This window comes from Shewanella sp. 0m-8, from assembly GCF_052977265.1.
On record NZ_JBRIMB010000001.1, the window covers coordinates 1 to 14,851 of the forward strand.

At 42.8% G+C, this 14,851-nt stretch carries 14 protein-coding genes; 11 read left to right on the forward strand and 3 right to left on the reverse strand.

The annotated features are described in order from the left end of the window. Positions 1 to 783 (forward strand): IS256 family transposase (locus ACVBIO_RS00005; protein ID WP_447171724.1); only part of this gene is annotated, 783 nt, incomplete at its 5' end. A gap of 79 nt (positions 784 to 862) precedes the next feature. On the opposite strand, the gene ACVBIO_RS00010 is transcribed toward ACVBIO_RS00005, so the two are convergent. Beyond that, a complete protein-coding gene (locus ACVBIO_RS00010) occupies positions 863 to 2,095 on the reverse strand; it encodes a multidrug effflux MFS transporter (protein WP_447161351.1) in 1,233 nt (410 codons plus the stop codon). Positions 2,096 to 2,607: 512 nt separating this feature from the next. On the opposite strand from ACVBIO_RS00010, the gene ACVBIO_RS00015 reads away from it, so the two are divergent. Continuing rightward, on the forward strand, positions 2,608 to 4,500 hold the full coding sequence (locus tag ACVBIO_RS00015) for a choice-of-anchor I family protein (RefSeq protein WP_447171725.1): 1,893 nt from the start codon (positions 2,608 to 2,610) through the stop codon (positions 4,498 to 4,500). Between the two features lie 123 nt (positions 4,501 to 4,623). Here ACVBIO_RS00015 and ACVBIO_RS00020 read toward each other — a convergent pair whose 3' ends face one another. Beyond that, on the reverse strand, positions 4,624 to 4,995 hold the full coding sequence (locus ACVBIO_RS00020) for a hypothetical protein (protein ID WP_447171726.1): 372 nt from the start codon (positions 4,993 to 4,995) through the stop codon (positions 4,624 to 4,626). A gap of 248 nt (positions 4,996 to 5,243) precedes the next feature. On the opposite strand from ACVBIO_RS00020, the gene ACVBIO_RS00025 reads away from it, so the two are divergent. Next, positions 5,244 to 5,996: a Nif3-like dinuclear metal center hexameric protein gene (locus tag ACVBIO_RS00025; protein WP_447161348.1), complete on the forward strand. Its 753-nt coding sequence runs from the start codon at positions 5,244 to 5,246 to the stop codon at positions 5,994 to 5,996. Positions 5,997 to 6,084: 88 nt separating this feature from the next. Here the strand turns inward: ACVBIO_RS00025 and metG are convergent, their stop codons facing one another. Beyond that, entirely contained in the window at positions 6,085 to 8,124 is a 2,040-nt protein-coding gene (gene metG / locus ACVBIO_RS00030) for a methionine--tRNA ligase (protein ID WP_447161347.1), read from the reverse strand. A gap of 160 nt (positions 8,125 to 8,284) precedes the next feature. On the opposite strand from metG, the gene apbC reads away from it, so the two are divergent. The 8 genes from apbC (at position 8,285) to ACVBIO_RS00070 (ending at position 14,778) form a co-directional block, all read left to right on the forward strand. Further along, positions 8,285 to 9,400, forward strand: coding sequence for an iron-sulfur cluster carrier protein ApbC (gene apbC / locus ACVBIO_RS00035; RefSeq protein ID WP_447161346.1), 1,116 nt, complete (start codon positions 8,285 to 8,287; stop codon positions 9,398 to 9,400). Between the two features lie 11 nt (positions 9,401 to 9,411). Continuing rightward, positions 9,412 to 10,050: a uridine kinase gene (gene udk, locus ACVBIO_RS00040; protein WP_447161345.1), complete on the forward strand. Its 639-nt coding sequence runs from the start codon at positions 9,412 to 9,414 to the stop codon at positions 10,048 to 10,050. Between the two features lie 73 nt (positions 10,051 to 10,123). After that, positions 10,124 to 11,053, forward strand: a complete 930-nt coding sequence (pabC, locus tag ACVBIO_RS00045; protein WP_447162896.1) for an aminodeoxychorismate lyase — start codon at positions 10,124 to 10,126, stop codon at positions 11,051 to 11,053. Continuing rightward, a complete protein-coding gene (mltG, locus tag ACVBIO_RS00050; protein WP_447171727.1) occupies positions 11,050 to 12,057 on the forward strand; it encodes an endolytic transglycosylase MltG in 1,008 nt (335 codons plus the stop codon). The genes pabC and mltG overlap by 4 nt, the downstream gene beginning before the upstream one ends. Continuing rightward, on the forward strand, positions 12,054 to 12,692 hold the full coding sequence (gene tmk / locus ACVBIO_RS00055) for a dTMP kinase (RefSeq protein ID WP_447162844.1): 639 nt from the start codon (positions 12,054 to 12,056) through the stop codon (positions 12,690 to 12,692). Before mltG ends, tmk begins: the two co-directional genes overlap by 4 nt. 1 nt (position 12,693) lies before the next feature. Continuing rightward, complete coding sequence (gene holB, locus ACVBIO_RS00060) at positions 12,694 to 13,611, forward strand: DNA polymerase III subunit delta' (protein ID WP_447171728.1); 918 nt, start codon at positions 12,694 to 12,696, stop codon at positions 13,609 to 13,611. A 6-nt stretch (positions 13,612 to 13,617) separates the two neighbouring features. Further along, on the forward strand, positions 13,618 to 13,944 hold the full coding sequence (locus tag ACVBIO_RS00065) for a PilZ domain-containing protein (protein WP_447169695.1): 327 nt from the start codon (positions 13,618 to 13,620) through the stop codon (positions 13,942 to 13,944). A 45-nt stretch (positions 13,945 to 13,989) separates the two neighbouring features. After that, the gene (locus ACVBIO_RS00070; protein ID WP_447171729.1) at positions 13,990 to 14,778 is read left to right on the forward strand and encodes a TatD family hydrolase; all 789 of its coding nucleotides are present in this window, start codon (positions 13,990 to 13,992) and stop codon (positions 14,776 to 14,778) included. The last annotated feature ends 73 nt before the right edge of the window (positions 14,779 to 14,851 follow it).

The following is a 14,851-nucleotide window of genomic DNA, read 5'->3' on the forward strand; positions in this document are numbered from 1 at the left end:
GTTATCGAGCAGGTGGTTGAATGGCAAAGCCGTCCTCTAGATGCTATTTATCCCGTTGTTTATTTAGATTGTATCGTCATTAAAATCCGCCAAGATAAACGAGTTATCAGCAAGTCTATTTTCCTTGCTCTGGGCATTAACCTTGATGGCCATAAGGAGTTAATGGGGCTTTGGATAGCTGAAAATGAAGGCGCTAAGTTTTGGTTAGGCGTACTGACTGAGCTGCAACAGCGTGGCGTTGAAGATATTCTTATCGCTTGTGTAGATGGTTTAAAAGGCTTCCCTGAAGCCATCAATACTGTCTACCCTGATACGCATGTTCAGCTCTGTATTGTCCATATGATCAGAAACTCATTAAAATATGTATCGTGGAAAGACTATAAAGCTGTGACGAGCGGGCTTAAGAGCATCTACCGTTCGGCCACAGAAGAGGAAGCATTACTCGAACTCGACCGGTTCAGTGATACCTGGGACAGTCAGTACCCTCAAATTAGTAAGTCATGGCGTAACCATTGGCATAACCTAAATACGTTCTTCAATTATCCTGAGGACATACGCAAGGCTATCTACACAACAAATGCAATTGAGTCGTTAAATAGCGTGATTAGGCGAGCATTGAAGAAGCGTAAGGTCTTTCCTAATGATGACTCAGCTAAGAAAATGATATACCTTGCAATAAAAGAAGCCAGTCAAAAATGGACAATGCCCATTCAAAACTGGCGTGCTGCAATGAGCAGATTTATTATTGAGTTTGAAGACAGACTTGTGAAACATATTAACTAAAACTGCAGTTACACAGAATCTGTTACACCCTCCTTAATGCATACACTTTTAATAACGAGATTTATCAGTGATATTTCCCTTATGCTTGTTCATTAGTCTCTATAGGCTCATGGCTGCTTAAAAACTGACAACAAGCGACTAGTATCACCGCCGAAAGCATTAAGGCTGAGAACGGCACTGCTGTACCTGTATAAAATAGGGCTAACAAGGGGCCTGCTAACGCGCCAAAACCAAACCTTAAGGTACCAATTACAGCTGTTGCAGTACCTGTTTCCTTTTGAAATTTCATCAGCACAATCGCATCAGCGTTAACCGACATCACACCTAGGCAAGCCATTAAGGGCAATAACATCATCACTGTAAACAGGTAGTTTAGTCCTAATAGGTTAACTATTAGCAGAGCTGTACCTGCTATAGCGCCGAAAAAGGTTGCTACTTTGAGCATACGTTTTGAACCATAACGTCCAACGATTTTGCTATTAATCACATTGGCTAGCATTAATGCGCCTACGTTAGTACTAAACAAAATTGCAAACACTGATTTATCGAGTCCAAACACTTCCATATACACAAATGGTGATGCGGTTAAGTAGCAGAAAAAAGCAAATGAGGTTAATACGCCACTGGCTATATTGAGTTTAACTCCCTTCTTAGTAAACACGGTGGCATAAGCACCAAAAAAGGATTGTTCACTTCTACTTGAAGGATCTTTATCGCTTGGCATATTCAGCTTTAGGCTTACTAAAATAAGCAAGGTTAGTGCATAAAATGCCAGGATAAAAAAGATAAGCTGCCACTCACCAAACTCTAGAATTAAGCTCCCAATGCTTGGGGCTATTAATGGTGCTAACATCATGATTAAGCTGACATAAGACATGCCTTTAGCGGTGTTTTTCCCATACAGCTCTTTGATATACCCCGGAACAACAACCGTGGCTGCAGCGCCGATAAATGCCTGAAAAAAGCGTAAAGCCAAAAAGCTTTCTATCGTGGTGACGAACGCAAGACCTAAACTTGTGAGCATAAAGCCAGTTAAACCAAGAATGACCAATTTTTTTCTGCCAAACCTGTCGGCTAGGGGGCCGAAACAGAGCATGCCTAAGGCGTAACCTGCTAAATATAAGCTTAATGATTGCTGTACTAAGGTAATGTCAGTATGAAAACTCGATGCAAGTGTAGCCATTGCGGGGAGATACATGTCAATGGCGAGTGGCGTGATAGCGACAATAGCCGATAGCATAGGGATCAACAGCGTTAGGCTGGCACCAAAAGGATATTTATTCGTCGTCTGGTTATTTGCTGAGTTGTTCAACGGGACCTCTACATCTTGTTGCTTAATTGTGTAAATAAAACGAAAACTATCATTTCAATAGCTGAAAACTGTTTGCTTATGGCAAAAGACTTTGCGGAGAAATTTCAATTTAACGCTAAAAGTGTATGTACTCGATCTGGTGGTACTTACATTGCGGTCTAAACAGGTAAATAACGGGTTTAGCGAATGAAAGGAACACTTTAATGTAAGGAATAACTAAAGTGTCAGATGCCATTATATTAGCGTTTTAAACTTAATAATCAATCCTTGTTGAGCTTTATTTTCCGCGTTAGCCCAGGCAATTTGTAAGCAAACATCTTTGTCTTTCCAGTGTCTCTTTTCTGTAGCGAGTACCTTTATTGTCCGTTAAAGATTGTCTTAAAAATGTCTTTTAGCTGTCATCTTAGCGTCTTTTATTAGACCTAAATTGGGTGGCTTTAAACAATGCTTGTGTTTACAAGTCGTCGATAATGCCGGCTTTCTTACCCTGAAGATGGATGAAAGGAATAATAATGAATAATCAATTTAAGCTGCTCCCAGTTTTACTTGCAGCTTGTTGGGTTACCGCTTGTAGTGATGATGGTGATCAGGGCGCGGCTGGCCAAGATGGAATGAATGCGCTCGTGTCAGTCTCTGAACTTGCACTAGGCAATGACCAATGTCCATTAGGCGGACAAATGCTGACCACAGGATTAGATTCAAATTCAAATGGTATGTTAGATGACAGCGAGATTGATACGACTCAAACTCAGTATCTTTGTAAGGAAAGTACCAATGGCTCTCAAGGGGGGCTGACCGCAGAGTTGATTGGCCGCTATCAGAGTCATATTTACGGGTTAAGTGCTGCAGAGATTGTTGATTTCCATGTGGACTCACAACGGATCTTTGTCGTGAACGCTAAAAGCGGAAAAGTCGATGTTTTAGACGGTGCAAGTTTGAGTTTAGATGATGCAGTGACTGGATCGGGGGCATTAGCGCTCAATAACATCAATAAACTTACCGATATTGATGTCAGTGCGGATTTAAACTTGCAAAGGTTGGGTGGTGTAAACAGTTTAAGCGTATATGGTGATCTACTTGCTGTAGCGGTAGAGCGCGCAGATGATAAAGGTAATAGTCGGCAGGGACGCGGCTATATTGCGTTTTATCGTTTAGACAATAGTGGTGAAAGTGAATTGATCCAACAGGTTGAGGTTGGTTATTTGCCTGATAATGTTGTCTTTAACCGAGATGGGTCATTGCTGTTAGTGGCTAACGAAGGTGAGCCTAACTCGGCGTACAGTGTCGATCCTGAAGGGAGCATTTCAGTGATTGAAATCAAAGATGGCACTCCTGAACCTACTGCGACAGAAATGGGCTTTACAGCGTTTAATGTTGGCGCTTTGAGAGAAGATGAACTGAGTCCATTAATTAAAGTGAATGGACCCGGGGCGAGCGTCGCTCAAGATCTTGAGCCTGAATATATCGCAGTGAGTGAAGATAATACTAAAGCTTATGTGTCATTACAGGAGAATAATGCCATTGCAGTGATTGATCTAAAGAGCAAAACGATTGATTCAATATTGGCGCTCGGGCTTAAAGATTATGGTATTGAGCAAAATAAAATTGATGCCAGTGATAAGGATAATCGAGTTAACTTCGTTGCCTATAAAGATGTTTATGGCATGTATCAGCCAGATACTATTCAAAGCTACCAATGGAAAGGTGCTAATTTTATTGTCACTGCGAATGAAGGCGATGCACGAGATTATGATGGTTTTTCTGAAGAAGCACGAGCAGACGATTTAATCTTAGATCCTGCACACCCGCAGCTTATTGCCGCGCAAGATAAAACTCAACTTGGCCGTTTAAAAGTCACCACAAGTATGGGCGATAGCGACAATGATGGCGATATGGATCAAATCATTAGTTATGGTGCGCGTTCATTTTCTATTTGGGATGAGCAAGGGGAGCAAGTCTTTGACTCAGCATCTGATTTTTCCAGAATCACAGCCGCCGTTCTTGGTGAGCAGTTTAATAACAATAATGATGAGAACAAAGGTGATAGTCGAAGTGATGATAAAGCCGGAGAACCTGAAGCGTTAGCTATCGGCAAGATTGCTGGCAAGTATTACGCTTTTATAGGCCTTGAGCGCAATGGTGGCTTTATGATTTACGATATCAGTAACCCTTTCGAGGTCAGCTTTGTTGATTATCTTGTTAACCGAGATTTCGATGCCGATTTTGAAATTAATACCGATACAGGTGAGGTGGTAGGCGATGCGACCTTAGCGGGCGATTTAGGTCCAGAAGGAATGAAGTTTATTGGAGCAGAAAACAGTCCAACAGCACAGCCTCTGTTAGTGATTGGCAATGAGGTTAGCGGCACAACTAGCGTTTATGGGTTAACGTTTAAACAAAATTAAAAATTGCTAATGTTTTAACGTATTAGATAATAAAAAACTCCGTTACCCTAAAGTGACGGAGTTTTTTATTAATCGAAGCTAGCAAGGGGGATTGCCTCTTCAATCAGTCTTAATCAATGAAGCTTAGAAACCGCGAGGTAGTTGACCTTTACCCGCTAGCTTTTCACGCCAAAGTTCTTTTGGTGTTTTACCACCGTTTTTGGCTGCAGGTTTAGCCGCTTTTTTCACTGTTGCTTTCTTCACAGTAGCTTTCTTAGCGGCTGGCTTAGCGGCTGGCTTAGCCGCAACGGTCTTTGTTTCTACTTTAGCTGCTACAGGGGCACTATTGCCGCCAACTTCAGCTAACATCGCTTCTAACTCACTAAAGCGTAAAGATTTACCGCCATCGATTTTGTACCAGCTACCTTTCTGTTCAATCTTAACAGCTTGGCCATCACGCTGAGTTAGTGCTGTCTCAAGTGAGCTGATAACTTCTTCTTTGGTCAGTTTTGACATAATAATAACCTGTTTATTTTTGTGTGTACTTGAAGGTTTGTAATGATTTTATCGTTTAATGTACCGTAAAGTCCAATTTTAGCCGGATCTGGCTGAATTTCTATGATGTTTTGAGCACTTTAGCCTAATTGGTGAGCTAAGTCGGTGTGATTTTTGAGCAATGATTATAAATGGCGTGTTTCTGCTTCAACTATATATTTGTAGTAACAATAGGTTAAAATGCATTTTTGAGTATTCTTGGCGGATTTATGACTCGGACCGAATTAAGCCAATATTTGGCAAGTTTTTTACAAATTTCGAACTTTAAAGACTATGCACCAAATGGATTGCAGGTTGAAGGTAAGCTACAGATCAATACCATAGTAACAGGTGTCACAGCTTGTCAGGCGTTGATTGATGCTGCCATTGAGTTGAACGCAGACGCTATTTTGGTTCATCATGGATTTTTCTGGAAAAGTGAACCAGAAGTGATTGTAGGCATGAAACAAAAGCGTATTAAGGCCTTGCTGACAAATGATATTAATTTATTTGGCTATCACTTACCGTTAGATGCGCATCCTGAGATTGGCAATAATGTCCAGTTAGCAAAAGTGTTGGGGATCGTGGAGGCTGAAGTTATCGACAATGTAGCCCAAGGTTTAATTTGGCGAGGAAAGCTGGCAACGCCCACAATGGCTAGTGACTTTAATCAACAGATCTCTAATAAGCTAAACCGTCAATGCCAGCATTTAGGCTGCCAAGATGCCATGGTTAGCACTGTGGCTTGGTGTACCGGCGGCGCACAGGATTATATTGATATTGCAGCAAGTATGGGGATTGATGCCTTTATCAGTGGTGAAGTGTCTGAGCGCACTTATCACTGCGCAGTAGAGCAGGGCGTACAGTATTATGCTGCTGGCCATCATGCTACCGAGCTTTATGGTATTCAGGCGTTAGGCGCACATCTAGCAGAGCAGTTTGGGGTTAAGCATCACTTTGTTGATATCGTGAATCCGGTATAACAGCTTAATATAACAAACATTTGATAATAAAAAAGCCGCTAATTAGCGGCTTTTTTTGTTTTGAATGACTCTAAACCCGATATTGGGGTTACTTCACTTTCATGCCAGGCTGCGCGCCTTCATGTGGCTCCATGATCCAAAGATCTTTGCCACCAGGCCCTGCGGCCAATACCATGCCTTCAGATACACCAAAGCGCATTTGACGTGGGGCAAGGTTAGCGACCATGACAGTAAGCTTACCTTCTAGATCTTCTGGAGCGTAAGCTGACTTGATACCGGCAAAGACTTGCTTGGTTTCACCGCCTAAATCTAGCTCTAGTCGTAAGAGCTTGTTGGCTTCTTTAACGTGTTCAGCTTTTGCAATGCGCGCAATACGCAGATCAATTTTAGCGAAATCATCAAAGCTTATCTCTTCAGCGATAGGATCTTGCTCAAGCGGAGTCTTAATCTCTTGCTTCACTTCAGGCTCAGCAGTCACTTGCAGGTTTTCTTTTGACGCTTCGATAATTGCTTCAATACTCTTCATCTCAACGCGTTGCATCAAGGCTTTGAATTTAGCAATTTCGTGATCAGCAAGATCGACATCTAAATTGTCCCAAGTCAATTCCATCTGTAAGAAGGCTTCAACATCTTGAGCAAGTTTAGGTAGCACAGGCTTAAGGTAGGTCACCAAGATCCGGAACAGGTTAAGTGCATTACTGCAAACCTGATGCGCTTCTTCTTGCTTATCTTCTTCTTTAATTAACTGCCATGGCGCTGAGTCAGCGACATAAGCGTTAGCGATATCAGCAAGTGCCATGATTTCACGCATCGCTTTGCCGTATTCACGGGTTTCATAGAAGTTCGCAATGATTTCTTGCTTAGCTAAGAAACTTGTCGTCAGGCTAGTGTCTGCAATTTTAGCGAGCTTGCCGTCAAAACGCTTACTGATAAAGCCTGCGGTACGTGACGCCAGGTTAACCAACTTGCCGACTAAATCTGAGTTTACGCGCTGGGCAAAATCTTCTAGATTCAAGTCTAAATCATCGATTCTGCTGCTAAGCTTAGCCGCGTAGTAGTAACGAAGATATTCTGGATCTAGGTTATCAAGGTAAGTACGTGCCTTAATAAAGGTACCTTTAGACTTTGACATCTTAGCGCCGTTAACTGTCACATAACCATGTGCATAAACACTGGTAGGCTTACGCAGACCTGCACCTTCAAGCATGGCTGGCCAGAAGAGACTGTGGAAGTAAACGATATCTTTACCGATGAAGTGATAAACTTCAGCTGTAGAATCTTTGCTCCAGAAATCGTCAAAGTTTAGATCATCACGCTTATCACATAGGTTTTTAAATGAACCCATGTAGCCGATTGGCGCATCTAACCAAACGTAGAAGAATTTACCGGGTGCATCTGGGATCTCAAAGCCAAAGTAAGGTGCATCGCGAGAAATATCCCACTGCTGCAGACCTTGCTCAAACCACTCTCCCAGCTTATTGGCCATCTCTTGTTGTAGAGAGCCTGAGTTGATCCACTCTTTTAACATGCCTTCAAATGCTGGCAGGTCAAAGAAGAAGTGTTCAGTGTCCTTCATGATTGGTGTCGCACCCGATACAGCAGACTTAGGATTGATCAAGTCAGTGGTGCTGTAAGTGGCGCCGCAGTTATCACAGTTGTCGCCATACTGATCTTCTGACTTACAACGTGGGCAAGTGCCTTTTACAAAACGGTCAGGCAGGAACATTGACTTTTCAGGGTCAAATAACTGTGAAATGGTTTTGGTTTTAATATAACCCGCGTCGCGTAACTTGATATAAATTTGACTCGCTAGCTCACGGTTTTCATCACTGTGAGTGCTGTGGAAGTTGTCAAATTGAATATTGAAGTCAGCAAAATCCTTTTCATGCTCTTTTTGAACTTGAGCAATCATCTCTTCTGGTGCAATACCCATCTGTTGTGCTTTAAGCATGATTGGCGTGCCATGAGCATCGTCAGCGCAGATGTAGTGACATTCGTGCCCACGTAGCTTTTGGAAACGTGACCAAATATCGGTTTGAATATACTCAAGCATGTGACCCAAATGGATTGGACCGTTAGCATACGGAAGTGCACTAGTGACGAGGATTTTACGTTGTGAATTTGCCATCTTTTCTCAAAATCGCTGGGAACCTAATTAGAATGGCATAGATACTAACCGATCCAATAGATAGTTTCATCAAAAGCTCGCACAAGTGGATTAAATCTAGACTAATGTTTGCCAGAATATCTGGTACAATTGCGCAAATCATATTTAGGGGGTCTGCATTTTGTCTTCAACTCATCCAAATTATCATCTTGATGATGATCTACTCAGCCAGGTATTAGCGATTCTAGATACGTTTCAAGACACGTATTTGAACAAGAGTTTGTTAAGCGCTGGTATGGTAACCAAGCTTGCCATTGAAGGTAAGCGACTACAGCTCGGCCTATGTTACGCGTACCCGTGCCAGACACTGTACCGTGATATCGTTATGGCTGTGACTAAAGAGTTAGCTGTATTGGATGCAATTGACGAAGTTGAATGTGAAATTGACTTCCAACCAGAAACCGTTTCAGCAATTAGTGCAGTTGAACCTTTGCCAAACATTAAGCAAGTGATTGCTGTGGCATCGGGCAAAGGCGGTGTGGGTAAATCAACTACAGCCGTTAACCTAGCGCTAGCGTTAGCTGCAGAAGGTGCCAGTGTTGGTATTTTAGATGCTGATATTTATGGCCCATCAATTCCTATGATGTTAGGTGTTGAAGATTTCAAGCCTGTATCGCCAGATGGCAAGATTATGACGTCGGCAATAGCTCACGGCATTGTCGCGCAGTCTATTGGCTTTATGCTTGATGGCGACCAAGCTGCGGTATGGCGTGGTCCTATGGCGGCGGGTGCATTAGTACAATTGCTGACTGAAACTGAGTGGCCAGAGCTGGATTACTTAGTGATTGATATGCCACCAGGAACCGGTGATATTCAATTAACACTTTCACAAAAAGTACCAGTGAGTGGTGCTGTGATTGTGACGACCCCTCAGGATATCGCCTTGGCGGACGCTAAAAAAGGCGTGAGTATGTTCCAGAAAGTGAACATTCCTGTACTGGGTATTGTTGAAAACATGAGCTTCCACCTTTGCCCTGAATGTGGTCATAAAGATCATCCATTTGGTGCTGAAGGCGGCCAAAAAATGGCAACTCGCTACAATGTGCCATTGCTTGGTCAATTGCCGCTGCAATTGAATATCCGTGAAGATATGGATAAAGGTACGCCAACAGTAGTGGCTGATGAGTCAAGTCAAGTCGCTGGTATATATCGTGAAATCGCTAGAAAGGTCGGGGCACAGCTTGCTTTATGTCAAGCACAGCCTAAAGTATCAATTAGCATGTCTGATGACGAATAAGGTCTATTTTAATGAATTCTAAAGATTGTGTTGTAATTGGTATCGCGGGCGCGTCTGCGTCAGGTAAAAGTCTTATCGCTAAAACGATTTACGAAGAACTTTGCCGTGATTTAGGTACAGATCAAATTGGTGTGATTGCAGAAGATGCGTATTATCGCGACCAAGGCCATCTGTCGATGGATCAACGTGTATTGACTAACTATGACCATCCTAAAGCATTGGATCATGAACTATTATGCACGCATTTGCGTGAGCTTAAAGCAGGTCATGCAGTTGATGTACCTGTTTATAGTTATACAGAGCATACTCGTACTGAACAGAAAGTGACACTTACCCCTAAGAAAGTCATTATTCTTGAAGGGATTTTGTTGCTAACCGATCCAGCTCTGCGTAAAGAGATGGACGCATCTGTGTTTATGGATACACCACTAGACATTTGTTTTATGCGCCGTTTATCTCGTGATGTCGCTGAGCGCGGAAGAACGATGGAATCGGTTATGCAACAGTATACTGAGACTGTGCGTCCAATGTTCCTACAGTTTATTGAGCCATCTAAGCAGTACGCTGATATTATCGTGCCTCGTGGTGGTAAAAACCGAATCGCAACTGATATTCTCAAGGCACGTATACAGCACCTGCTCGCGAAATAAGGCAATTTTAAATATAAGGGACTCTAGCGAAACATGGGTTTAACAGAACTAGAGAGTGAAGCCTGCTTTGCTAATGCCTAAGGTTTGGGTAAATGGACAGCCCGGCATAAATGTTGATCCCCTTGATAGGGGATTAGCTTATGGTGACGGTTTATTTGCGACTATGCGAGTAGACCAAGGTGAGATCCTGTTTTTTACCGCACATATGGAGCGTCTTACTCAAGGCGCTTATCGTTTAGGGTTTCACTGGGCAGTTTCGCCTGCGCTTCAACAGCAATTACACACATTAGCGCAAGCCAATCCGCACTCTTGTATCAAACTTTTACTTACTCGAGGTATTGGCGGACGAGGTTATAGTGCGCCTGTAAATAGACCGAATTTAGCAGCAGATATAATCACTGCGGAGTTGTCGAATCAATCCGCTAATGCCTGCAGTGTTTCGACTCCGCAAAATAGCGCTCATAACACTGATCGCTCTGAGCCGCTAAACGTAACTGAAATTGTGTCTGTGAGTGATTTTCCTGCACACTATAAAAAGTGGCAACAGCAGGGGGTAGGGCTAGCTCTTTCGCCTGTGTCATTGGGTAAGCAGCCCAAACTTGCGGGGATAAAACACTGCAATCGCCTAGAGCAAGTGCTTATCAAGTCAATTGAATTACCTGAAGGAATACATGACTGGTTAGTCATTGACTTTGAAGATAATATTATTGAGTCATCGATGGCTAACATCTTCTTTGTTGTCGATGAAAAGCTCGTTACACCACGAATGAGTTATGCGGGAGTGGCGGGTATGATGCGAGAGCAAGTCATGCACCAGCTTTTACAAATGGGTCATAAAATAGAAGTAACAGATATCCAGTACAGTAGGCTTAACCAGGTAAAGCATGCGTTTATCACTAATAGCCTTTTTGGACTTGTCGATATTGTAAGGATTGACGATTTTACATTTACACCAGCAACTTGGACTCCAAGCTTAAGAGAACAACTCAGTTTGACACTATGAAAAAAATTATAATCAGCGTCTTCGCAACCGGATTTACTCTTCTTACTATCGCAGCCATGGCGGGATATTGGTGCTACCAAACACTACTTGCCTATGGTGAACAACCAATAAAAGCCACCTCTGTACAAGAGTTAACGATTAAACGGGGAACCACATTTAATCAATTTATCTCTGTTTTGGAAACTGAACAGTTAATCGACGAAGGCTGGAAACTTAAATGGCTTGTACGTTTAAAACCAGAGTTAGCACACATTCGCTCAGGCCTTTATGAAGTTACACCAAACGAAAGCCTCAATAGTCTGATGGCTAAAATCATTAGCGGTAAAGAGAAGTCTTTCGGTGTGACCCTATTAGAGGGGCAAACGGTTAAAGAGTGGTTACTCATACTGGAACAGCAAGCAAGGTTGCAGCAAGAGCAAGATGTGTTTAACCAGGTACTTGTTGCCAATGATGATGACTCCGGTTTGCCTGAGGGGAAGTTTTTCCCAGACACTTATCATTATCGAGCTGGCTCTACTGATCAGGCCTTACTCAATAAAAGTTATTTGAAAATGAAGCTTGAGCTTGAAAAAGCCTGGCAAGGACGTCAGCAAGGCTTACCGTTAAAATCGGCTTATGAGTTACTCATCTTAGCCTCAATTATTGAGAAAGAAACAGGTAAAGCAAGCGAGCGCCCCTGGATAGCTGCAGTATTTGTCAATCGTTTACGTAAAGGCATGCGATTACAAACGGACCCAACGGTTATTTACGGCATGGGCGACAGATATGCTGGCAATATCACTCGTAAAGATCTGCGTGAAACGACCGCATTTAATACATACAGAATTAATGGGTTACCACCCACGCCAATTGCTGCACCCAGTTTAGCAGCAATACAAGCCGCCGCGCATCCCGCTGACGTTGATTATTTTTATTTCGTATCACGAAATGATGGTAGCCATATTTTTTCTAAAACACTGACAGAGCATAATCGAGCAGTGAATAAATATCAGAGAAATCGATGAATACACAAACTGAACATTCCGCCAAGTTTATCGTGATTGAAGGGCTTGAGGGGGCGGGTAAATCAAGTGCAATCGCATTGGTTAGAGATTTTATTGAAAAACATATAGGGCAAGCTCCTGTTTGTACTCGTGAACCGGGAGGAACGCCACTCGCTGAGCAGATGCGTGACTTAGTTAAAGTCGCCAATGACAGCGATCCCTTATGTGATGAAGCTGAGTGTTTGCTGTTTTACGCAGCAAGAGCACAATTGGTTGCAAACGTTATCAAACCTGCTTTAGCTAACGGTGAGTGGGTATTAGGTGATAGACACAACTTGTCTTCACTTGCATATCAAGGTGGTGGTAGAAGATTAATGCCATTAGTCTCAGCTATCAGTGATGCCACGCTTAAAGGTTTTAAACCAGACCTGACCCTTTACCTAGATATTGACCCTAAGTTAGGGCTTGAGCGCGCAGCTCGACGGGGTGAGCTTGATCGTATTGAGCTGCAAGAAATTGAGTTTTTTGACCGTGCTCGTGCCACTTTCTTATCATTTGCAGATAGCGATGATTCAATAAAAATTGTCGATGCCAGCCAAAGTATGGCGCAGGTGCATAAGGACATTATTGCCATTCTTCAGCAGCAGAGTTGGTAATATGACACAGCTCCCTTGGCTGCAACATACAATTGAAACGTTTTCAGAGCAATTGAAAACGGCTCGTGTTGGTCATGCTTATCTGGTTGCGATGGATGTGGGTTACGGCGGTGAAGCGTTAACGCTTGAGCTTGCCAAGGCTGCGTTATGCAAACAAGTTGGCCGAACTGGAAGCTGTGGCTCCTGTAAGCCTTGCCAACTTGTTGAGGCAAATAGTCATCCTGATCTATACCGAGTTGAAGCTGATGGCGCACAGATTAAGGTAGATCAAATTCGTGAGCTGTGCCAAAAGCTAACCACAACGCCACAACAGGGCGGAAGGCGGGTTGCGGTTATTTTAAACAGTGAACGTTTGAATCAGGCATCAGCGAACGCATTACTTAAAACATTAGAAGAGCCCGGCAAAGATACCATTTTGTTTTTACAAACCAATTCACCCAGTCGCTTACTCGCAACGATTAGTAGTCGTTGCCAGAGACTTCATCTGGAAATGCCAAGCAAATCAATTGTTAAGCAATGGTTACAGCAAGAGTTATCGACTAATGAAGATTTGACCTGGTGCTTACCTGTTGTGGGAGGGCCCTTAGCTATCCTTTCGGCAGTCGAGAGCGGCCGAGATAAGACATTGGTATCATACAGAAAAGGCTGGATACAAAGTTTGTCGTCAGGACACCTGTGTGATAGTTTAATAAATGTTAATGAAAAGCAAATTTCTGACGCGCTTAACGTTTTATACTTAGTGGTGCATCGAATATTAGTGAAAAAGCAAGAAATCGACCCTTTGCTCAGAGCTAAGCTGGCAAATTTTGCAGCAAAAGTGATGCAATTAGAAACACGCTTGTCGGTGATGCCAAACGTTAATTCGTTGGCATTGTTTGAAGGATTAACAATTGAGTATAACCAGCTAATGAGCCAATAAAAATCTATGATGAATCTTGTTGTCAAATTTGAGTCTTTACAGCAGCTTTACCGCGCTTATATGCCATTTATCAAACCGATAGGTATGTTTGTTGCTAGTGCTGAACGCTTCAGTCTTGGACAAGAGATCATGGTTCGTTATCAACTCCCGAGTGGCTCACAGCATCACGACTTCAAAGGTTCGGTGATCTGGATTAATCCTTTAGGTGCATCGGGAGGGCGTCCTGCAGGAGTCGGCATAAAAATTTTATCCGAGCCTGATTTTCATAAACATCATATCGAACAGCTTCTTTCTCGTGAACTGGCCTCTGGAGATTTGACCTGCACTATGTAGCTGGTTAGACTTGCTGTCCTTTTTGTTGTTTGTTGGACTTTCACTGTGCTTATCGATTCACATTGTCATTTAGACCGTCTTAAAACCGCGCCAGATCAGGCTTCACTACAAGAGATCATTACCGCAGCAAAAGCCCGCGATATTGCTTATTTTCTTTGTGTGAATGTCAGGCAGCAAGGCTTCACCGAAATGAAGCAAAAAATGGCGGCCTTTGATGAGGTATTTTTGTCTGCAGGTGTACACCCGTTAGATGTGCAAGAAGGTCTAAACATCGAAGAGGTTGAGCAGTTTGCCCGTGATGAGAAAGTCATTGCTATTGGCGAAACAGGGCTCGATTACTTTTATGCCAATGAGACAAAAACACTGCAACAAACTTGTTTTGAGCAGCAGATAGATCTGGCTGTAAAGGTTAATAAGCCTCTTATTATTCATACTCGCGATGCCCGTGAAGATACTATTAACTTTTTAAAGCGAGGCAATGCTGATTCTGTTGGTGGTGTCTTACACTGCTTTACTGAAAGCTGGGAAATGGCGAAACAGGCTTTAGAACTAGGCTTTTACATCTCGGTTTCAGGTATTGTTACATTCAAAAATGCTGGCGATCTACGTAATGTGATCCGCAAGGTACCAAAAGACAGATTATTGGTAGAGACGGACTCTCCTTATTTAGCACCGGTTCCTCATCGAGGTAAAGAGAATCAACCTGCATTTGTACGTGATGTCGCGGAATTTGTCGCTGAGCTTAGAGGTGAGAAATACCCTGAACTGGCACAGTATACAACGGATAATTTCTTTAATTTGTTTAAAGACGCTGCAAAACTCGCTGGACGCTAACCAATACTAGCCTGCATACTTTAATGCTGAGGTTTAGGCTCAATTACAGGCAAAAAAAGACCCAAAACTATTC